Origin of the sequence: Listeria valentina, from assembly GCF_011800755.1 — a bacterium.
GTDB lineage: Bacteria > Bacillota > Bacilli > Lactobacillales > Listeriaceae > Listeria > Listeria valentina.
In genome coordinates, this window is record NZ_JAATJW010000008.1 from 1 (window position 1) to 18,863 (window position 18,863).

The following is an 18,863-nucleotide window of genomic DNA, read 5'->3' on the forward strand; positions in this document are numbered from 1 at the left end:
TTATGTATGTTCTATCACAAGTATATCTAAAAAAAGACTGTAAACAAAGTTTTTCACTACTTTGTCTACAGTCTGAAATCGTGGCTCTTCAAATAGAGCCACGATTTTTTATTTAGACAGTTGATATACTGGCTTTTCTGGGGAGGTATATTCAGCTAGGAACCAGTGAATGAGTTTGATGGATTCCGCAGATTTGTAAATCGAATGGTGACTTGCTTCTTCGCCACGCTCGATTTTTTCCATGTACACATGGATGTTGTCAAAAATAAGCCGTGAAGAAAGTGCGCTTTGAAGCGGGACAACGCTGTCTGTATTGTGCTCAGCATCTGAAATGCCTGCAATTGAAAGGAATTCTAAATCGCGTGGATTTTGCTTCTTTTTGGATAGGAAACTCTTGAGCATCGTTGTTTGATGCGCTACGTCTTTAAAATTGGCATCACCCGTGTTGTCTTCTTCGCTTAAGTCATTAAATGGCGCGCCAAGTGTGATGACTTTTTGAAAACGCGGAGTTGCTTGATTGTCTTGCACGTAAGCGGAAAGCGCTAAGCCGCCATTTGAATAGCCCACGCCATCCATTTTCTTGAACTTAAAGTGCTTTTCAAGGTCGTCCGTCGCAATCCGGAGCCATTTTGCCCAATCGCTAATGGGCGCCTCATTGTCTTCAAACGCCACCGCAATAATAGGATGCTTAGCATTCTTGGTCAGTTTCCCCCGATATGAGAGCTCGCCTTTCGAGCTAATCAAAACCTCCAGTTTCTCGTTCGAAAAATGGTATTTATCTTGTAAGTTTTCGCTGATTTCGTCGAGTGTGTGTTCATTTCCGCCGCTCCCATGGACAAGAATAATCGGGACGGTGTTGCTCAAATTGACGGAATCTGGCGCTTCGAGTGTTTCTGGCTCGGAACAACCGGCTACGAGAAAAAGCGAAGCAGTAAGGAAAAGGATTTTTAGGCAGTTGCGCAAAAGAATGACCTCCAGATTTTGAAAATGTGGCTTTATTATAGCATAATAACAAGAAGCAGACGTGACAAACTGGCCATTTCGGGCTATAATTCGAGTAGACTGAACCTGAAAGAAGGACGTGTAAAAGAATGATAAATACGATTGTAACGGATATGGATGGAACGCTGCTTGTCACTAAGGGAGATCAGATAGAAGCGAACAACAAAGCGGTTCTTTTGGACTGGCAAAAAGCAGGGAAAAAACTCTTTTTAGCAACTGGAAGGCTCGATTTAGCTATTTTGCCATTTATTCATGAACTGAAAATTACGCTTCCGGTGATTTCGTGTAATGGCGGGCTCGTTCGCGATTTTTCAACGGGAGAAATTTTATATAAAAGCAGTTTAGCGCGCGAAACGATTGAAGCCGTTCTCGCTGTGCTTTCTGAGCTAGAAGTCGATTATCATATTTATACAACAGAGCGAATTCTTGGGCCTTCGAATACGGGGAAAATTGCTTTCTTTAATGAACAAAATAAGCAGCTCCCAGACAATGAACAAGTGCCGATCACGCTCACAAAAACGCCGCTTGAAGAGCTTAGCGAAGGAGAATTCCCACTCAAAATTTTAGCGGTTGATGAAGACGAAAATAAGCGCAAGAAAGTCAAGGAAGCCTTGGCAGAATTTGATTTGTCTGTGATGTCCTCCGGAAAAAACTTGGTGGATATTATGAACAAGGGCATTGATAAAGCTCATGGTTTGTGCTACCTAGCAGAACATGGCTATCTTGATCTTTCAGAAACGGCTGCATTTGGAGACAACGAAAATGATGTTGGCATGATCGAACTGGCCAAAGTCGGTGTAGCAATGGGGAATGGGATTGAGCTTGCGCGCGAAAAAGCAGACTTTATCACAACGGATAATGATGCAGGCGGGCTCGCGCAATTTGTGCGCAGTGAAATTCTAAAGGGCTAGCAGTCGCTTCCTTCTTTTACTTCGTGATATGATAAAAACGGAAGGAAATGGGAGGAGCTGATGAAATTGGAAGAAAGTTTTGACCTAGGTTATTTCTTGAAAAAAGCTTTTGTTGTTGCGGCAAGCTTGAGTTTGTTTTTTGTTGCCTTTATCGCCATTTTGACGCTTGTGGGTGTCATTATTGCGATTCCATTACTAAAAAAAGGTAGTGAATTGCTTTTTACGAGTAGTGAAAAAACAGGCGGGAAAAAGTTGAAATGGAAAACGCCGGAATATGAAGCAAAAGTGAAATTTAGCGACAGCCATTTGCTGGATGAAAAAAGTTAATACAACGAAAAAGCCTGTTTAGATGCGATTTCTAGACAGGCTTTTTCTGAATTTAAAATTGGAAGCTTTATTTTGGTGAGATCGGGGAATAGAAAAAAGAAGAAAGGGTGAAGAGGATGAAAGCGGTAGGACTTTATCGGTATTTGGATATTGAGGATTCTGAAAGTTTGCTGGATCTTGAACTTGAGGTACCCGTTCCAGAAGCGCATGATTTGCTCGTTCGCGTCAAGGCGGTATCTGTTAATCCAGTCGACACGAAACAGCGTGCACCAAAAGAGCAAATTGAAGCAACACCGCGGGTTCTTGGTTATGACGCAGTTGGCGAAGTGGTCCAAGTCGGAAGCGACGTTAGCTTGTTTGCGGTCGGCGATGAGGTGTACTTTGCAGGCGATGTGACAAGACAAGGAAGCAATGCAGAATATACAAGGATTGATGAACGACTTGCGGCGCACAAGCCCAAAAATTTAACGGATGAAGAAGCTGCTGCGATGCCGCTTACGACGCTCACAGCTTCTGAAGCGTTGTTTGATCGACTGCTAATTACGCCAGAAAAAGATCAAGGAAAATCAATTTTGATCATCAATGGAGCAGGCGGTGTAGGCTCGATTGCCGTGCAGCTGGCGAAACTCGCGGGGCTCAAGGTGATTGCGACGGCGAGTCGACCAGAAACGATCAACTGGGTGGAAAAGCAAGGCGCGGACTTTGTGATCGACCACCATTTGTCGATTCCAGATGAGCTTTCAAAAATCGGCTTCCCAAATGTCGATTATATTTTGTGCTTGCACGATACGTATCGACACTTTGAAGCAATGGAGCAAGCGATCAAGCCCGAAGGACAAATTTGCACGATCGTCGAACTTAGTCATCCCGTTCAAATGAGTGTTTTGAAAGATAAAAGTGCGGGTTTCCATTATGAATTTATGTTTACGCGATCAAAATATCAAACGGCCGATCAAATTCGACAACATGAACTCCTAGAAAACGCACGTGCTCTTTTTGAATCGGGAGAGTTAAAAAGCACGCTAACGAAAGTTTTATCGCCAATCAATGCGGAAACGATGCGAGATGCACATAAAATTGTAGAATCTGGAAAAATGATCGGAAAACTGGTTGTGAAAGGATTTGATGAAGATGGCAAGTAAACGTGTCTCACTTTATATTGCAGTCAGCTTGGATGGTTATATTGCGGATGAACTCGGAAGTGTGGAATGGCTTGAGAAGATTCAAGGCGAGGGAAATAGCGGTTATGAAGCTTTTTTTGATAGCGTAGATACCGTTGTCATGGGGCGGACGACTTATAAACAAGTTTTCTCATTAACGGATACTTTTCCGTACAGTAAGAAAGATGTCTATGTGTTTACGCGTTCGAAAAATGAGCCAGAGGATGAATACGCTGCTTTTGTTTCAGGAAACGTGCGGGACTGGCTTACAACAATTGATGGAGCGAACATCTGGCTAGTTGGCGGTGCAAGTCTTGTGCGGCAATTCTTAAAAGAAGAAGCAATCGATAAATTTGTTCTCACGATTGCACCGGTCATACTTGGAAGTGGGATTCCGCTATTTGAAGCAGACCATCCGCACAGCCTTAAACTGGAAAATGTTACGCGTTTTGGCGAATTCGCTCAATTAACTTATGGGAAATTGGAGGAAGAATAAAGATGAAAATTGCAACGTTTGATGTGGATGCGCAAAATGGATTTAGTCCGGTATGTCCAGATGAGCTTCCCGTTCCAGAAGCGGAAGAAATTGTTCCAGAGCTCGAATTTATGGCGTCACTTGGGGATGTTCGTGTGGCAAGTAAAGATGCCCATCCGGCAAACGCAGTTTGGGTGGTGGATAAAAGTGAAGATATGCTTAAGCCGCTTGACTATCCAAATGCAGATTTAACATGGGTGAGGCACTGTGAGCCGGGAACAAAGGGATTTGAACTTCTTAAAGGCCTCCCAAAGCCAACGGAATATGATTATTTTGTTTGGAAGGGAATGGAGACCGATTTGCATCCGTATGGCGCTTGCTATCATGATATTAAGGAAAAACTCTCAACAGGTGTTATCGAATTTTTGAAGCAAAGGAATGTGGATGTTGTCGTTGTTGGGGGCCTTGCTTTTGATTTTTGTGTTAAAACAACTGTGATTCAGCTTGAAAGAGCGGGTTTCCAAGTGATTGTTTATTTAGGAGCGACACGCGCACTTACAAGTGAGGGTTATCAGGAGACGAAAAAGCAGCTAGAAGAAATGATGAACATCAGACTGGTAGAAACACGGAATGACCTCGCTGTGCTTTTAAATTAATTTTTTGAGTATAGGAAGGTGAAGGAGATGAAAAAAATCGGGATGTTTCCAAGTTTGGTTATTTTAATCACGGTGGCAGCTTCCCTAGTCAGTTATCCGCTACTTCCGGCGGAAATGGCCGTTCACTTCGGCAGTGACTTCTCTCCCGATATGTTCATGCAAAAATGGCTTGGACTTATCCTGATTCCGTTTTTGATGGTAATGTTCACCGGGACGGAGTATTATGGCAAGGAGAAAGTGAAAGAAGAAAGCAAATTGGAATTTGAATATTGCTTCCGTCTTTTGCTGATCTTGCTCGCGATTGTCCAACTAAGCTTGATTGCTTACGGGCTTGGCTATGAGATTCCAACAGGACGCTTTGCGCTACTTGCGGCGAGTGCTTTTACATTGCTACTTGCTGTTTATCTTAGCTATTCAAAAAAGGTATTTCTTTTCTTGAGGGTTGTTGGCTTTAAAAAAACAGATGCATATGCTAAAAATTTATGGAAAAAAATTACGATTGCATCGCTTGTCTTTTTTGGTGTAGCGTGTTTGATTCTAGCTGTTTTTATGAAAAACGATCCAAGTTACTTTATGATGATTATGGTCGCCGCAGTGTGTATTATTGTTGTTGGATCTGGTGTTTACTTGAATAAAAGATAATTATTAATACAGATTTTGTTTACAACAGGTACAGTTGATACTATAATGAAAGACGGAAGGCTTATCCCAATTTTTAAGTCTCTCGTCTTTTTTTGAGTTCTTTGGAAAGCGCTTCCGAAAAGGAGAAATACACACAAGAATATAAGGAGGAATAAAATGCGTAAAAGGGGACAGAAGTTTCTAGCGGGGAGTTTGGTACTTGGGGTTTTAGCGCTTGCGGCATGTGGCGCGAATGAAGGGGATTCTGGAAAAAGCAAGGACAAACAGGCAGGAGAAAGCAAAGTTGTTAATGTTATGGAAACAACTGCTGTGCCTAGTGTCAATCCGATTACAGCAGATAACGGAGCCAGTTTTAAGGTGGTTAATCAGGTTTTTGAAGGGTTGTATCGCTTGGATAAAAAAGGAAAACCTGAGCTTGCGCTTGCTGCAAAAGAGCCGACTGTTAAAAATAATGGGAAAACGTTTATTTTTGACATTCGAAAAGATGCGAATTGGTCGGATGGAAGTCCTGTGACGGCAGCTGATTTCGAGTTTGCGTGGAAAAAAGTCGTGGATCCAAAAACGGCAGCAGCTTACGGGCCTCAAATGGAAGAAATTGTAAAAAATGCCACGCAAATTTTAAAGGGGGAGCTTCCGCCAAGTGAATTGGGGATTAAAGCTTTAGGTAAGAAGAAGCTCCAAATTGATTTAGAAAACCCAGTACCTATCTTCAAAGAATTGTTAACAACGGGGACGTTTTTTCCGCAAAAAGAAGCGCAACTTAAAAAAGAAGGTGATCGCTACGGAACAAATAGCGATACACTACTTTCGAATGGACCTTTCCTTTTGAAAAATTGGGATAGTACAAGCCAAACGTTTGATTATGTCAAAAATCCGAAGTATTGGGATAAAAAGAACGTAAAAGCAGATAAAATTCATGTGACAGTTGTGAAAGATACGAATGCAGCGCTTAATTTATATAACACTGGAAAACTCGATCGTGTTGAACTTGATGGCGATTTTGTGAAGCAATTTGAAAATGATAAAGAGTTTCACAAAATGACAACAGGTCGATCGGTTTACATGAAAATGAACCAAGGAAAAGACGGGGTGAAAACCGATTTAGCTAATTTAAATATTCGACGCGGGCTTGCGATGGCAATTGATAAGACAGGGCTTGTTGATACGTTACTTGCAAATGGTTCGAAGCCGCTTGATGGAGATGTTCCAGGTGGAATTATGTTCAGTCCTGAAAATGGAAAAGATTTCCGGAAGATTAATGGACCGCTCTTAACTTATAACAAAGATGAGGCGAAAACTTATTTCGAAAAAGGGCTAAAGGAACTTGGTAAAACAGAATTAACGCTTACTTTGACCGCGGGAGATACATCGCTTATTAAAAAACAAACTGAATTCATTCAAAATCAACTTGAATCCAATTTACCTGGCTTAACGGTAAAACTAAAAAATGTTCCGACGCAAGTTAGCTTTAAAGCTGATGTCACGCAAGACTTTGAATTACTGCTTGGCGGTTGGGGCGGGGATTACCAAGATCCATTGACTTACCTCAACTTGTTCTTAACAGGTAGCCCTGGAAACCACACAGGTTTTTCAAACGCAAAATATGATGAACTTGTTTTAGGCGCGAAAGGGAAGCTCGCCAATGATTTGAACAAACGGTTTGATGCGCTTCTTGAAGCAGAACGAATTCTCTTAAAGGATAATGCGGTTTTAATTCCTCTTTATCAAGGTGGTCGCGCGTATCTGGAGAAAGCTAGCTTAGGAGATTATATCGCTTATCCAATCGGAACAGAAAATTATAAGTGGCTACACAAAAAATAAAAATCGAGATTGAATAAAAACAGCAACCTACGGGCTGCTGTTTTTTTGTCTAAAATTATATTTATATGAGCTATTTTTTGTGATAAACTGTGAATGTAACTGTATTTTGAAAAGCTGCAGAATAATATTAAAGGAGGAAAACTTTAATTGAAGCTTTTGACTATCTCTGTTCCTGCATACAATGAAGAAACAATGATCGTTCCGCTTTATGAACGTGTTGTGGAAGTAATGGATCAAGTGAAGGAATCTTATACATTTGAACTGCTTTTCATTAATGATGGAAGTAAAGACGCGACACTTGATCAAATGAAAGCCCTACACGAAAAAGATAACCGAGTAGTATTTGTTGACTTGTCACGCAACTATGGAAAAGAAGTTGCTATGGCAGCGGGATTTGATTATGCGAAAGGCGATGCGCTTGTTACGATGGATGCTGATTTGCAACATCCCCCAGAAGTGATTCTAGAAATGCTTAAACTTTGGGAGCTCGGCTACGAAGATGTGTATGCTAAAAGGAATCGGCGTGAAGGTGAAACATGGCTCAAAAAAGCCACTTCAAAATTGTATTATCGAATTCTTCAAAAAGTCGCGCGCATTCCAGTTCTTCCAGATGCAGGTGATTTTCGTTTGTTAGATAAACGTTGTGTTGAAGCGCTCAAACAAATGCGTGAATCGAACCGCTATACAAAAGGCCTTTATAGCTGGATTGGTTTCAAAAAAATAGAAGTAGCGTTCGATGCTGCTCCTCGCTATGATGGAGAATCTAAATGGAGCTACAGGTCACTAATTAACTTGGCGCTTGAAGGAATCACTTCTTATACAACTTTTCCTCTCAGACTTTCTACATATAGTGGTTTTGTTGTTTCAGCTGCTGCTTTTATTTATATGGTGTATTTGTTTATCAAAACATTGCTTTTTGGTACAGATACAAGCGGCTTTCCTTCGCTCATGATCATTATCCTATTCCTAGGTGGCGTACAGCTTATTAGTATAGGAATTATTGGTGAATATTTGGGTCGAATTTTCCAAGAAGTTAAAAAGAGACCACTTTATTTTGTAGAAAGTTATAACGAAGACAAAGAAACGGTTAACAAGAAGGGATAGAGAGAAAAATAATGGCAAAAAAAATCAACAGTTTGCATCTAGCGATTTTCAGTTTTATCTTGTTTGTATTCTACTTTTTTTTATCATATTTGACGCCACTTACGCATGATGACTGGACATGGGCAATTCACTTTGGGACAGACCGTCTAGGTGATTGGTTTAAAGACTACAATGGCAGATATTTAGGAAATCTAACAGAAATTTTAATTACGCGCTCTAACTTTATTCGCTACTTATTAATGGGGATTTTGGGTTCGGCACTTGTTGTTTTACCCCTACTTATTGCAAGAACCAGCAAGTGGACATTAAGCTTCCTGAGCTTTTTCCTCGTGCTTTCAGTTCCGCTTGGCATGTTGAAATCTACTTTTACTTGGGCAGCAGGATTTGCTAATTACAATACAGCTATATTTTGTATTTTGCTGTATATTTTGATTATCAAAAATGTCTTTTACGATAAAGCACCAAAGTATAGCCCGTTTGTTGTTTGTATAGCTCTTCCATTAGGAGTTGTCTCGCAACTTTTTGTTGAGCATGCAACTATTTATAATGTGTTTGCGGCGCTATTTATCATCGTATATAGCTTTATGAAGTTTCGCAAATTTTATTTCTTCCAGGCTTTGTACTTTGTTGGGACGCTTATAGGTGCCGTAATCATGTTCACAAATGGAGCCTATGTGAAAATCTTCAGCGGTGCCGACAATTATCGCTCCGTCGAAACAAACCAAGGACTTTTTTCAAGAATCTATGAAGTTTTCTACACGGATATGTATAAGCTGTTCATTATGAACAATATGTGGCTCAACATTGTGCTTGCACTCGTGACAATCTTGTTGCTTGTTAAGGCAGGTAGGAACCTTTCAACAGGATTATTGATTTTAAAAAATAGCTTTATCTTTATTTTAACCATCTATGCATTTTACGTGCCGATTGTTAAAAATACACTTCATTTAAGCTTTTTTACAAATCCTGTGAAAAACGCAAATTTTGAAGCTTGGCTATCTGTTTTGTTTTACTTAGTTTTAATTTTAAGTGTCATTCTATTTATTTCGAATCGTAATTTAAAAGTTGAACTTTCCTTTTACTTACTTTCGGCAGCCTTTGTGTCTGCGCCGCTTTTCTTGATTACGCCAATCGGTGCACGCTGTTTTGTAATTCCGTACCTGATGTTTGTTCTTTATATTATTCGTTTACTCGTTTTTGCTTATGAATCAGATTGGATTGATTTTTCGAATTGGCTGGTTCCAATTGCTGGGCTAACGATTGTTGTTGCGCTGGCCTATGGTGTTGTTTTCTATCACATCAAAACTGCCGATAACGAGCGAATGGAAGAAGTGAAGCAACAAGTTAAGAGCGGAGAAAAAGCAGTGACCTTAAAGCGCCTTCCGTACGAGGACTTTTTATGGAACAGCACGCCGGTTCCGGGGAGTTTCCAAGAAGAGACATTTAAAGTGTATTTTGGAATTCCGAAAGACATAAAATTGATTGTTAAATAAATGATAAGAAAACCGCTATGCGTATGTAGACCCGATAATAAAGGGCAATGCACGTATAGCGGTTTTTCTATGGGCTGATTCCGATATCAGACTAAGGAATGATATAAGATTCATTCTACAGCCTTTTTTGGTAATGCTTCATTCCCTTTATAATAAGTTTATCAAATCAAATAAGGGAGCAATAAAAATGAAAAGGGCAATATTTGGATTGTTAGCTGCTGTTTTTGTAATCGTGATGGTTTTTATTGAACTAAGTTCACCGTTTGCAGAGGCTTCTGATACATACACAGTTACAATAAAACATTCAGGTGAAAAAGTTCAGAAAGCAAAGTTTAAAGGCTATATTTTTAAAGAAGAATGTAAAATGCCTTCTGGCAAAACTACACAATTAAAGTTTTATTCAAATGATAAGCTAGAAATGAACAAATCATATCGTTTAGTTATTCAAGATAATCAGATGGTTGTTCGTTCAAAAGAGCTTTCAGATATACAGGTTGTTTCATCTAAATAATAAAAAGAAATGAGGAGATTGATTATGAATAACTTTTGGAAATACTTTTTAACAGTTGTTTTAGCACTTATTGGTTTAAATATCGTTTTAAAATTTATTGGGATCACTTTACACTTCCTGTTCCCAATTCTGATTTTGGCAGGGATTATCTTCTTACTCTATAAATTGTGGTCTGGAGATACTCGTAAAAACCATAAAAATGGACGAGACCCCTATGAGTATTAATATCGCTTAAAAAGCTCCCTAGCTTTTCATATAAAAAAACGAGACTTTCCCCAAAGAGTCTCGTTTTTTGTTTGAAGTAAAAGAAGATAAGGAAAAGAGAAAGAAACAAGAGAGTTGGGTAAATATGAAAAAACAAATCTTCTTTTTAATAGCTATATTTTGCTTACTTTGGTTTAAACCTAAAAAAGTAAAGTGAAAAAACAGATTTGAAGCTAAACGGCGATTTTAAGGGATTTGCTCCCATAGATAGGCTGGGTGTGCTATAATAGCAAAAAAGAAAAGTAGAGGAGTTTGCACCGTGATTTTATTGGAAGAAGACTTGCTTAAGCAACCGAAGTGGCGATTTATTGACCAAACGATTGTAAATCCTGCTTTTAGTGCGCTCGAGTCCTACGCCACAGATGATACACTTTGTCGAACTGTTGGAAAAAAAGATAGTCCACCAACTTTACGTGCATGGGTTCATGAAAAAACGATTTCGTTAGGAATTCAAGATACTAAGCTTCCTAAGTTGCAAGAAGGCATCGCGTTTTTGAAAGAAGCAGGCTATCAAGTCGTTTTGCGTAATTCTGGAGGACTTGCAGTTGTATTAGACCAAGGCGTTTTAAATTTATCTCTTATTTTACCAGACGTAGAACGTGGTATTGCGATTGATCGTGGTTACGAAACCATGTTCACATTAATTAAAGATATGTTTGCTGATTTTGGTCAAGTCATTGAAGCGCGTGAAATTGAACATTCTTACTGCCCGGGAAGTTATGATTTAAGCATTGAAGGACGAAAATTTGCTGGGATTGCGCAAAGACGCATGGCGAAAGGTATTTCTGTACAAATCTATCTTGCTGTAAATGGAAACCAAGATGAGCGCTCAGCTCTTATTCGCGAGTTTTATCAGAGAAGTGGAAAAGGTTTGCAAGAAAAATATAAATTCCCAGATGTTGATCCAAAAGTGATGGGAACTTTATCTGGATCGTTAGAACAAGAATTAACAATCAATGATGTTGTCCTACGTTTGCTTAACAGTCTACGTTATTATGCGGGAGAACTTTACTCAAGCGCATTAACCGCTGAGGAACTTGACTTGCTCCCCCAATATTTTGAACGCATCATCCAACGCAACGGAAAAATCAAGTGAAGGGAATGTGACGAAATTTGAGTTACTTACAACAAAAGGTGCCTGAAGGAAAAGTATTCAAAGACCCAGTCCATGGACTTGTGCATGTAAAAGATCAAATTATTTGGGATCTCATTGCAACAAAAGAATTTCAGCGCTTGCGTCGGATTCGTCAGTTGGGAACAACTTCACTCACTTTTCATGGTGCTGAGCATAGTAGATTCAATCATTCTCTAGGGGTCTATGAGATCGTTAGACAAATTTTAGACGTTACTTTTGCCGAAGATACCTTTGATGAAACAGAACGGGCTACAGCGCTTTGTGCGGCTCTTTTGCACGACCTTGGACATGGCCCGTTTTCGCATGCATTTGAGAAAGTGTTTCACACAGATCATGAGGAATTCACACAAAATATTATTACGGGAAAATCGGAAGTAAGAGACGTACTCATGCGTGCTGGGAAAGACTTTCCGTTTCTTGTTGCTTCGGTTATTAACAAAACGCATCCAAATCAAACGCTCGTAAAGCTGATTTCAAGCCAACTTGACGCTGACCGAATGGACTATTTGCTTCGAGACGCTTACTATACAGGCGTGAGCTATGGAAAATTTGATTTGGAGCGGATTCTGCGAGTTTTACGGCCAAGTCCTGACAGCAATGGCGTGATTATTAAAGAATCAGGTATGCACGCGGTCGAGGATTATTTGATGAGCCGCTATCAAATGTACCAGCAAGTTTATTTCCATCCTGTTAGTCGAAGCGGTGAAGTGCTTTTATGGAAGATCTTAGACCGAGCAAAATCGCTTTATCAAGAAGGATATGAGTTTGCTGTTACACCAAATGAAGTTTTACCGTTTTTCTGTGAAAATGTGACGCTTGAAGAATATTTAGCGTTAGATGATTCTATTTTAATGTTTTATTTTTCGATTTGGCAAAAAGAAGAAGATGAGATTTTGCGAGACTTGTGCAATCGGTTTTTAACAAGGCGCTTGCTACATTATGTTGACTATGAACCGTCACAAGATCAAGCCTTTTACAATCAAATGAAGGGATTACTAGAAAAAGCAGATGTTGATCCTTCTTACTATCTTGTGATTGATTACTCCTCGGATCTGCCATATGACCTTTATAAACCGGGAGCAAGCACTGGAAAGTCACCGATTCAGCTTCTGATGCGAAATGGTGAGTTGCGCGAGCTTTCAACAGAATCCCCCGTTGTAGAATCAATCGGAGGTAAAATTCGAACGGATATCAAGTTGTATTTCCCACTTGATTTCATTGAAAATGGACGGATTCCAATTGACGTGGCGAAAGAAATGGCGTCGCTCATCCATAAAAAAGAGATGCAATAAAAAACCTTGCCACTCGTGGCAAGGTTTGGTGATTACAAGTCTGAGCTGCGGATACCCGCAACACCGTAATCGGTTTTCTTCATTTCTTCTAATACAACGTGAATTTTCTCTTTAGGCGCATTTAAGTCAGCTGAGACGACATCTGTCACATTTTTTACGAGTGCTTTTTTTTGGTCGTCACTTCTGCCTTCTAGAAATTTAATGGTTACAATCGGCATGGTTATCACCTCTGCTATTATTTGGATAGTGCCATTATAATATAAATTTTAGGGAAACGAAAGGAATAATTGAATGAGTAACTTTTTAGCTTACCCACTTGAGACGCTCCCATATGTCCTTGTCTCAATTTTAATTGCATTTACGGTCCATGAATGGGCTCATGCTTTTACAGCGCTATTGTTTGGCGATGATACAGCCAAAAAAGAAGGGCGCCTCTCTCCAAATCCCTTTGTACATGTAGATCTTATCGGGCTATTGATGGTCATTTTAGTTGGATTTGGTTGGGCCAAACCCACGCCGGTTAATCGGTTTAAATTAAAAAAGCGTCGCTTAGGGAGCATTCTAGTTTCACTTGCCGGTCCGATCAGCAATTTATTGTTAGCTTTTATTGCGATGGGCATTTTCGTGTTTCTCGCTAGCCATGATAATTCTATTTTAAATGGAGCGATTTGGCCTAACTTTTTCACGATTTTTATTCAATTAAATTTAGTGCTATTTGTGTTTAATTTAATTCCATTTCCACCGCTTGATGGCTATCAAATTGTACTTGAATTTCTGCCAATGCGTTTCCGTGAAAAAATTGCGCCACTTGAGCAATATGCCTTTTTAATCTTTCTTATCATCGTGCTAACCCCGTTATATAATTTTACCATTGGGCCAATTTTTAGGACGGTAATCCCATTTTTCATCAATAGCATGACGGGATTCTATCAAGGAATTTTCTTCTAGGTGATTTGCTTTTCTGTGCTTTTTTTTCTATAATATAGTACGTCTACACTTCTCTTCGAAAGGAATCTGAAGGATGGTAAAAGAACGTAAGTCGGTAAGAATTCAAATTACCAATCTAGTACGGCAAATGGATGCTCTGGAAAAAACGGAAATCACTGTTCCAGGCGTTTTTTATCGTGACGAGGGGAATATTTATCTCCAATACGAGGAACAGCAAGTGGAAGGGAAAATCCGCTCGGTTCTTAAAGTTTCAGAAACAGAGCTTCTTTTGTTAAGAAATGGCGCGGTTAATATGCGTCTACACTTTTTTAAAGATAAAAGTAGAAGTACAGCTTCGGTTGAGTCTGGTGCTGGCAAGTTTTTGTTTGAATCGGAACTGGTCGGCTATAGCGAAGCGTTCAGTCAAGATGCGGCACAAGGAGAAGTAGCATTTCAGTATGACTTGCTGAGTGCAGGAACCTATGTGGGTTCATATGAGGTAACGATGCGGATAGAGGAGGACCCAAATGAATTTAATTAAAGAAACACAGGAGAATTTGATTGGACAAATTAAGCAAGCTGTTCTAAAAGCAACTGGAATTAGTGAAGCTGATGTACCAGAAATTCTTCTTGAAGTACCAAAGGAAAAATCGCATGGTGACTATTCGACAAACATTGCGATGCAGCTTGCTCGTGTTGCCAAAAAAGCACCAAGAGCAATTGCCGAAAGTATTATCCAAGAGTTTGATACGGAAAGCTCACAAATCGAAAAAATTGAAATTGCGGGCCCTGGGTTCATCAACTTTTTCTTAGATAACCGTTATTTAACGAAAGTCATCCCTGCTGTTCTTGCGGAGAGTGAGGCTTACGGGCAGTCTGATTTTGGTAAGAAGGAACGGATTCAAATTGAATTTGTTTCGGCGAATCCAACTGGGGATTTACATTTAGGCCACGCGCGCGGTGCTGCAATTGGCGATTCTCTTGCGAATATTATGGATATGGCCGGCTTTGACGTTGAACGCGAATATTATGTGAATGATGCCGGGAACCAAATTCAAAATCTGGTGCTTTCTGCTGAAGCGCGTTATTTTGAAGCTTTGGGCATTGACAAGCCTTTTCCAGAAGATGGTTACCACGGAAAAGATATTATCGAACTTGGGAAAGAACTTGCAGGCAAATACGGCGATAAGTATGTGGATGCAAGCGAGGAAGAACGTCGTGATGTATTCCGGAAGGATGCGCTAGCGTTTGAAACAGCGAAACTTAAAGCGGATTTGGATGAGTTTCGGGTTCACTTTGACAGCTGGTTTAGTGAAACCTCGCTTTATGAAAATAATAAAATTTTGCCGACGCTTGAAAAGTTACGCGAAAATGGTTATGTGTTCGAACAAGATGGTGCAACATGGCTTCGAACTACGGACTTTGGGGATGATAAAGATCGAGTGCTGATTAAATCAGATGGAAGCTATACTTATTTCTTCCCGGATATTGCTTATCATTTAGATAAGTTAAATCGTGGCTTCGATATTTTAATTGATGTCTGGGGAGCTGACCATCATGGTTATATCCCACGGATGCGCGCTGCGATTGAAGCACTTGGATATAAACCAAGTCAACTTGAAGTAGAGATCATTCAGCTGGTTCATCTTTATGAAAATGGTGAGCAAGTGAAAATGAGTAAGCGAACAGGGAAATCTGTTACGATGCGCGACTTGATTGAAGAAGTAGGGCTAGATGCAACAAGATACTTTTTCGCAATGCGGAGTTCGGATACGCATATGAATTTTGATATGGGACTTGCGAAGTCAACTTCAAATGAAAATCCGGTTTATTATGTGCAATATGCCCATGCTAGGATCGCAAGTATTTTACGTTCTGGTGAAGAAAAAGGCATCCAAGTTTCCGATCAAGCGGATGTGTCGTTGCTTACGTCAGCTGTCGAATTCGATCTCTTAAAAGTTATTGGAGATTTCCCAGATGTCGTTGCTGAAGCTGCTTCGAAAAGAGCGCCACATCGTATTGTGAGATTCTTAAATGATCTCGCTTCGGCGTTCCACCGCTTCTATAATACAAATAAAGTATTGGATGAAGAAAATGTTCCGCTTACAAAAGCGCGTTTAGCTTTAATTAAAGCGGCGAAGATCAACCTGAAAAATGGCTTGAAATTACTTGGAGTTGAAGCTCCGGAAAAAATGTAATTAGGTGCAAAGACAAGAGGAGAAAAGCTTCTTTCATGGCTTTTGCCTTCTAAGTCTGTCAATGCTGGTTATTGACGGAAGAAATAAAATGTTTTAAAGTTAAACAGACAGAGGCATTTTAATGACGGGGAGAGCAATAAATGAAGCGAATCATTATATTAACGCTGCTTTTCGTGTTTCTGTGCGTCGCAATCTATGTTCTCTATAATTTTCAACTTGGATCGATTCCGATCTTACTGATGGCAGTCTTATTCTTTTACATTGGCTACCAAATTGTAAAGCGAAGTTGAATTTTCGGATTGTGCTTGCGTCTAGTAACATGTAAAATAGTGAAATGAGATAAAAGTTGAATAGATGAGTTGAAAAAGTCATTGAAGCGAAAACGTGTGAGGAAAGGGCGTGCCAACTTTGGATTTAAGTAAGTTAACGCAAGAAGAACGGAAAGAAGTCTCACTAATTGAGGTCGCACATTATGTGTTAGAAGAAAAACGTGAAGTTATTAGTTTTCAAGAACTAGTTACAGAAATTGAGAAATTTTTAGGCGTTTCAAATGACGAAATGAAGGAGCGCCTTGTTCAGTTTTATACGGACATGAACATTGATGGAAACTTTATTTCGCTAGGTAATAATACGTGGGGACTTCGTGCTTGGTATCCAATCGATGCAATTGACGAAGAAGTTCAAACACATTCAGCACCGAAGAAAAAACGTAAAAAAGATCAAGATGATGATGACGAAGAAGATGAAGAATTAGATGATCTTATGGATGATGACATCGAGTACGAAGAAGAAGATGTGGTTGAGGAACTTGGGGAAGAAGAAGTTTCACTTTCTGACGGCTTAGTTGATGAAGACGAAGACATGGATGATCATTTACCAGACGGTATCGAAGGGGATCTCGCAACGGTAGAAGATGATTATAGCGATGGTGACTACACAGAAGATCCAGAAGAGTAATCGAAGAAAAAACCAGCTGAAAACTTTTCAGCTGGTTTTTTCGAAGGCTTTAGCAAGCGGCTTTCTGCTTGTTAGCTTGGAACTTTGCTGAAAGAAAAGCTTGACTTATTTGGGTTTCAACTGTAGTATTTTAATTGGGCTCCCTTAAATGGGACAATTGATCGGAAGAAAAAAGCGCTCCCGTATTTATTTTCGGGACGCTTTTTTTATTGGATCCGTGGATAGATATAAAATAGCCAAGTGCAGAATCAGCGTTTCTTGCATTTGGTGCTTTTATTTTTAGGGCGGTTTTGTTCTTACCCCAAGCGTTTTAGAAAAAGCGCTGATTTATTTATTTTTGGAAGGAGTAGATTTTAAACGATGACGAAGTATATTTTTGTAACGGGTGGCGTAGTTTCTTCAATCGGAAAAGGGATTACGGCGGCTTCACTAGGCCGTTTGTTAAAAAATCGTGGCCTCAGTGTGACGATTCAGAAGTTCGATCCGTACATTAATGTCGATCCTGGTACAATGAGTCCTTATCAGCATGGTGAGGTGTTTGTAACGGATGATGGTGCTGAGACTGACTTAGACCTCGGACATTATGAACGTTTCATCGACATTAATTTAAACCGCTACAGCAACGTAACGACTGGGAAAATTTACTCCGAGGTTATCAAAAAGGAACGCCGAGGCGATTATCTTGGCGGGACAGTTCAAGTCATTCCGCATATCACAAACGAACTCAAAGATCGTGTTTTTCGAGCTGCAAGAATGACAAATTCTGATATTATTATTACGGAAATTGGAGGCACTGTAGGTGATATTGAGTCGCTTCCGTTCCTTGAGGCTATTCGCCAAATTAAAAGTGATGTCGGCTCTGAAAATGTGCTTTACATCCATACAACGCTCATCCCATACATTAAAGCGGCTGGTGAAATGAAAACGAAGCCAACGCAACATAGTGTAAAAGAATTGCGTAGCTTAGGAATTCAACCAAATATTATCGTTGTAAGAACGGAACAACCTGTTTCGACGGAAATGAAAGAAAAAATTGCGTTGTTCTGTGACATCAAGGCTTCAGAAGTCATTGAAAGCCGTGATGAAGATACGCTTTACAATGTGCCGCTTTCTCTTCAAGCACAAAAAATGGATCAAATCGTGCTAGATCATTTGAAACTTGAAGCACCAGAAGCGGAAATGACAGAGTGGAAAGAGCTTGTACATCGTGTGAAAAATCTTTCCAAGAAAACGCGGATTGCGCTAGTCGGCAAATATGTGTCCTTACAAGATGCTTATCTTTCAGTGGCTGAGGCTTTACGCCATGCGGGATATGCACATGATACGGAAATTGAAATTGACTGGATCGACTCCGAAAAAGTTACAGATGAAAACGTGGCAGAACTACTTGGCCATGCTGATGGTATTCTTGTTCCTGGTGGATTTGGAGATCGAGCAATCGAAGGAAAAATTACTGCCATTCGCTATGCGCGTGAAAATCAAGTTCCATATTTTGGGATTTGCTTAGGAATGCAATTAGCTACTGTAGAATTTGCTCGGAATGTAGTGGGACTTAAAGGCGCTCATTCTGCAGAAATCGATCCAGAAACACCTTATAACATCATTGATTTACTTCCAGAACAAAAGAATATTGAAAATCTTGGTGGGACGCTCCGCTTAGGTTTGTATCCTGCTCGAATTAAAGAAGGAACTAAAACAGCTGAAGCTTACGGTGAAACGCTTGTTGAGGAACGTCATCGTCATCGTTATGAATTTAACAATGATTTCCGTGAGCAAATGGAAGAAGCGGGCATGATTGTTTCAGCAACAAGTCCAGATGGTCGCTTAGTCGAAGTTGTAGAATTAAAAGACCATCCGTGGTTTGTGGCATGTCAGTACCATCCTGAATTTATTTCTCGCCCTAACCGCCCGCAAAGCTTGTTTGATGGCTTTATCGGTGCAGCTTTGGCGGCACAAAACTAAGATATAAAATAAAAAGCTTAGCTCGC

The 18,863-nt window shown here is 39.9% G+C and carries 21 protein-coding genes; 19 read left to right on the forward strand and 2 right to left on the reverse strand.

Annotated features, from left to right (window positions below; translation table 11 throughout):
- Window positions 1-108: 108 nt before the first annotated feature.
- On the reverse strand, window positions 109-963 hold the full coding sequence (locus tag HCK02_RS03545) for an alpha/beta hydrolase (protein ID WP_167628758.1): 855 nt from the start codon (window positions 961-963) through the stop codon (window positions 109-111).
- Window positions 964-1,091: 128 nt separating this feature from the next.
- Here HCK02_RS03545 and HCK02_RS03550 point away from each other — a divergent pair, with 128 nt between their 5' ends.
- From HCK02_RS03550 to HCK02_RS03610, 13 genes are all read left to right on the forward strand, one after another.
- Window positions 1,092-1,913, forward strand: a complete 822-nt coding sequence (locus HCK02_RS03550; protein ID WP_167628759.1) for an HAD family hydrolase — start codon at window positions 1,092-1,094, stop codon at window positions 1,911-1,913.
- A gap of 66 nt (window positions 1,914-1,979) precedes the next feature.
- Window positions 1,980-2,240, forward strand: a complete 261-nt coding sequence (locus HCK02_RS03555) for a hypothetical protein (protein WP_167628823.1) — start codon at window positions 1,980-1,982, stop codon at window positions 2,238-2,240.
- 116 nt (window positions 2,241-2,356) lie between these two features.
- Entirely contained in the window at window positions 2,357-3,382 is a 1,026-nt protein-coding gene (locus HCK02_RS03560; RefSeq protein ID WP_167628760.1) for a zinc-binding alcohol dehydrogenase family protein, read from the forward strand.
- Window positions 3,372-3,896 (forward strand): dihydrofolate reductase family protein, encoded by a 525-nt coding sequence (locus HCK02_RS03565; RefSeq protein WP_167628761.1) that lies wholly within the window; start codon window positions 3,372-3,374, stop codon window positions 3,894-3,896. Before HCK02_RS03560 ends, HCK02_RS03565 begins: the two co-directional genes overlap by 11 nt.
- A gap of 2 nt (window positions 3,897-3,898) precedes the next feature.
- Window positions 3,899-4,531: a nicotinamidase gene (locus HCK02_RS03570; protein WP_167628762.1), complete on the forward strand. Its 633-nt coding sequence runs from the start codon at window positions 3,899-3,901 to the stop codon at window positions 4,529-4,531.
- 27 nt (window positions 4,532-4,558) lie between these two features.
- Window positions 4,559-5,173 carry a DUF1648 domain-containing protein gene (locus HCK02_RS03575; RefSeq protein WP_167628763.1) on the forward strand — a complete coding sequence of 205 codons (615 nt, stop codon included), beginning with the start codon at window positions 4,559-4,561 and terminating at the stop codon, window positions 5,171-5,173.
- Window positions 5,174-5,329: 156 nt separating this feature from the next.
- The gene (locus HCK02_RS03580; protein WP_167628764.1) at window positions 5,330-6,994 is read left to right on the forward strand and encodes a peptide ABC transporter substrate-binding protein; all 1,665 of its coding nucleotides are present in this window, start codon (window positions 5,330-5,332) and stop codon (window positions 6,992-6,994) included.
- A gap of 147 nt (window positions 6,995-7,141) precedes the next feature.
- Complete coding sequence (locus tag HCK02_RS03585; protein WP_167628765.1) at window positions 7,142-8,098, forward strand: glycosyltransferase family 2 protein; 957 nt, start codon at window positions 7,142-7,144, stop codon at window positions 8,096-8,098.
- An 11-nt stretch (window positions 8,099-8,109) separates the two neighbouring features.
- Window positions 8,110-9,591 (forward strand): DUF6056 family protein, encoded by a 1,482-nt coding sequence (locus HCK02_RS03590; protein WP_167628766.1) that lies wholly within the window; start codon window positions 8,110-8,112, stop codon window positions 9,589-9,591.
- Window positions 9,592-9,778: 187 nt separating this feature from the next.
- A complete protein-coding gene (locus tag HCK02_RS03595; protein ID WP_167628767.1) occupies window positions 9,779-10,102 on the forward strand; it encodes a YxeA family protein in 324 nt (107 codons plus the stop codon).
- A gap of 24 nt (window positions 10,103-10,126) precedes the next feature.
- Window positions 10,127-10,327 carry a hypothetical protein gene (locus HCK02_RS03600; RefSeq protein ID WP_167628768.1) on the forward strand — a complete coding sequence of 67 codons (201 nt, stop codon included), beginning with the start codon at window positions 10,127-10,129 and terminating at the stop codon, window positions 10,325-10,327.
- A gap of 301 nt (window positions 10,328-10,628) precedes the next feature.
- The gene (lipL, locus tag HCK02_RS03605) at window positions 10,629-11,462 is read left to right on the forward strand and encodes a lipoyl-[GcvH]:protein N-lipoyltransferase (RefSeq protein WP_167628824.1); all 834 of its coding nucleotides are present in this window, start codon (window positions 10,629-10,631) and stop codon (window positions 11,460-11,462) included.
- Window positions 11,463-11,479: 17 nt separating this feature from the next.
- Window positions 11,480-12,793: an HD domain-containing protein gene (locus HCK02_RS03610; protein ID WP_167628769.1), complete on the forward strand. Its 1,314-nt coding sequence runs from the start codon at window positions 11,480-11,482 to the stop codon at window positions 12,791-12,793.
- Between the two features lie 32 nt (window positions 12,794-12,825).
- Here HCK02_RS03610 and HCK02_RS03615 read toward each other — a convergent pair whose 3' ends face one another.
- Window positions 12,826-13,011: a 2-hydroxymuconate tautomerase gene (locus HCK02_RS03615; RefSeq protein WP_115753961.1), complete on the reverse strand. Its 186-nt coding sequence runs from the start codon at window positions 13,009-13,011 to the stop codon at window positions 12,826-12,828.
- A gap of 73 nt (window positions 13,012-13,084) precedes the next feature.
- Between HCK02_RS03615 and HCK02_RS03620 the strand changes: the two genes are divergently transcribed.
- The 6 genes from HCK02_RS03620 to pyrG all read left to right on the forward strand — a co-directional run bounded on the left by HCK02_RS03620 (window position 13,085) and on the right by pyrG (window position 18,837).
- A complete protein-coding gene (locus HCK02_RS03620; protein WP_167628770.1) occupies window positions 13,085-13,741 on the forward strand; it encodes a site-2 protease family protein in 657 nt (218 codons plus the stop codon).
- A gap of 73 nt (window positions 13,742-13,814) precedes the next feature.
- Window positions 13,815-14,261, forward strand: coding sequence for a YwiB family protein (locus HCK02_RS03625; protein WP_115753959.1), 447 nt, complete (start codon window positions 13,815-13,817; stop codon window positions 14,259-14,261).
- On the forward strand, window positions 14,248-15,918 hold the full coding sequence (gene argS, locus HCK02_RS03630) for an arginine--tRNA ligase (RefSeq protein ID WP_167628771.1): 1,671 nt from the start codon (window positions 14,248-14,250) through the stop codon (window positions 15,916-15,918). Before HCK02_RS03625 ends, argS begins: the two co-directional genes overlap by 14 nt.
- Window positions 15,919-16,058: 140 nt before the next feature.
- Window positions 16,059-16,208: a hypothetical protein gene (locus tag HCK02_RS03635; protein ID WP_165849995.1), complete on the forward strand. Its 150-nt coding sequence runs from the start codon at window positions 16,059-16,061 to the stop codon at window positions 16,206-16,208.
- A 118-nt stretch (window positions 16,209-16,326) separates the two neighbouring features.
- Window positions 16,327-16,875, forward strand: a complete 549-nt coding sequence (rpoE, locus tag HCK02_RS03640; RefSeq protein ID WP_167628825.1) for a DNA-directed RNA polymerase subunit delta — start codon at window positions 16,327-16,329, stop codon at window positions 16,873-16,875.
- A 360-nt stretch (window positions 16,876-17,235) separates the two neighbouring features.
- Entirely contained in the window at window positions 17,236-18,837 is a 1,602-nt protein-coding gene (gene pyrG, locus HCK02_RS03645) for a CTP synthase (protein WP_167628772.1), read from the forward strand.
- Window positions 18,838-18,863: the final 26 nt, after the last annotated feature.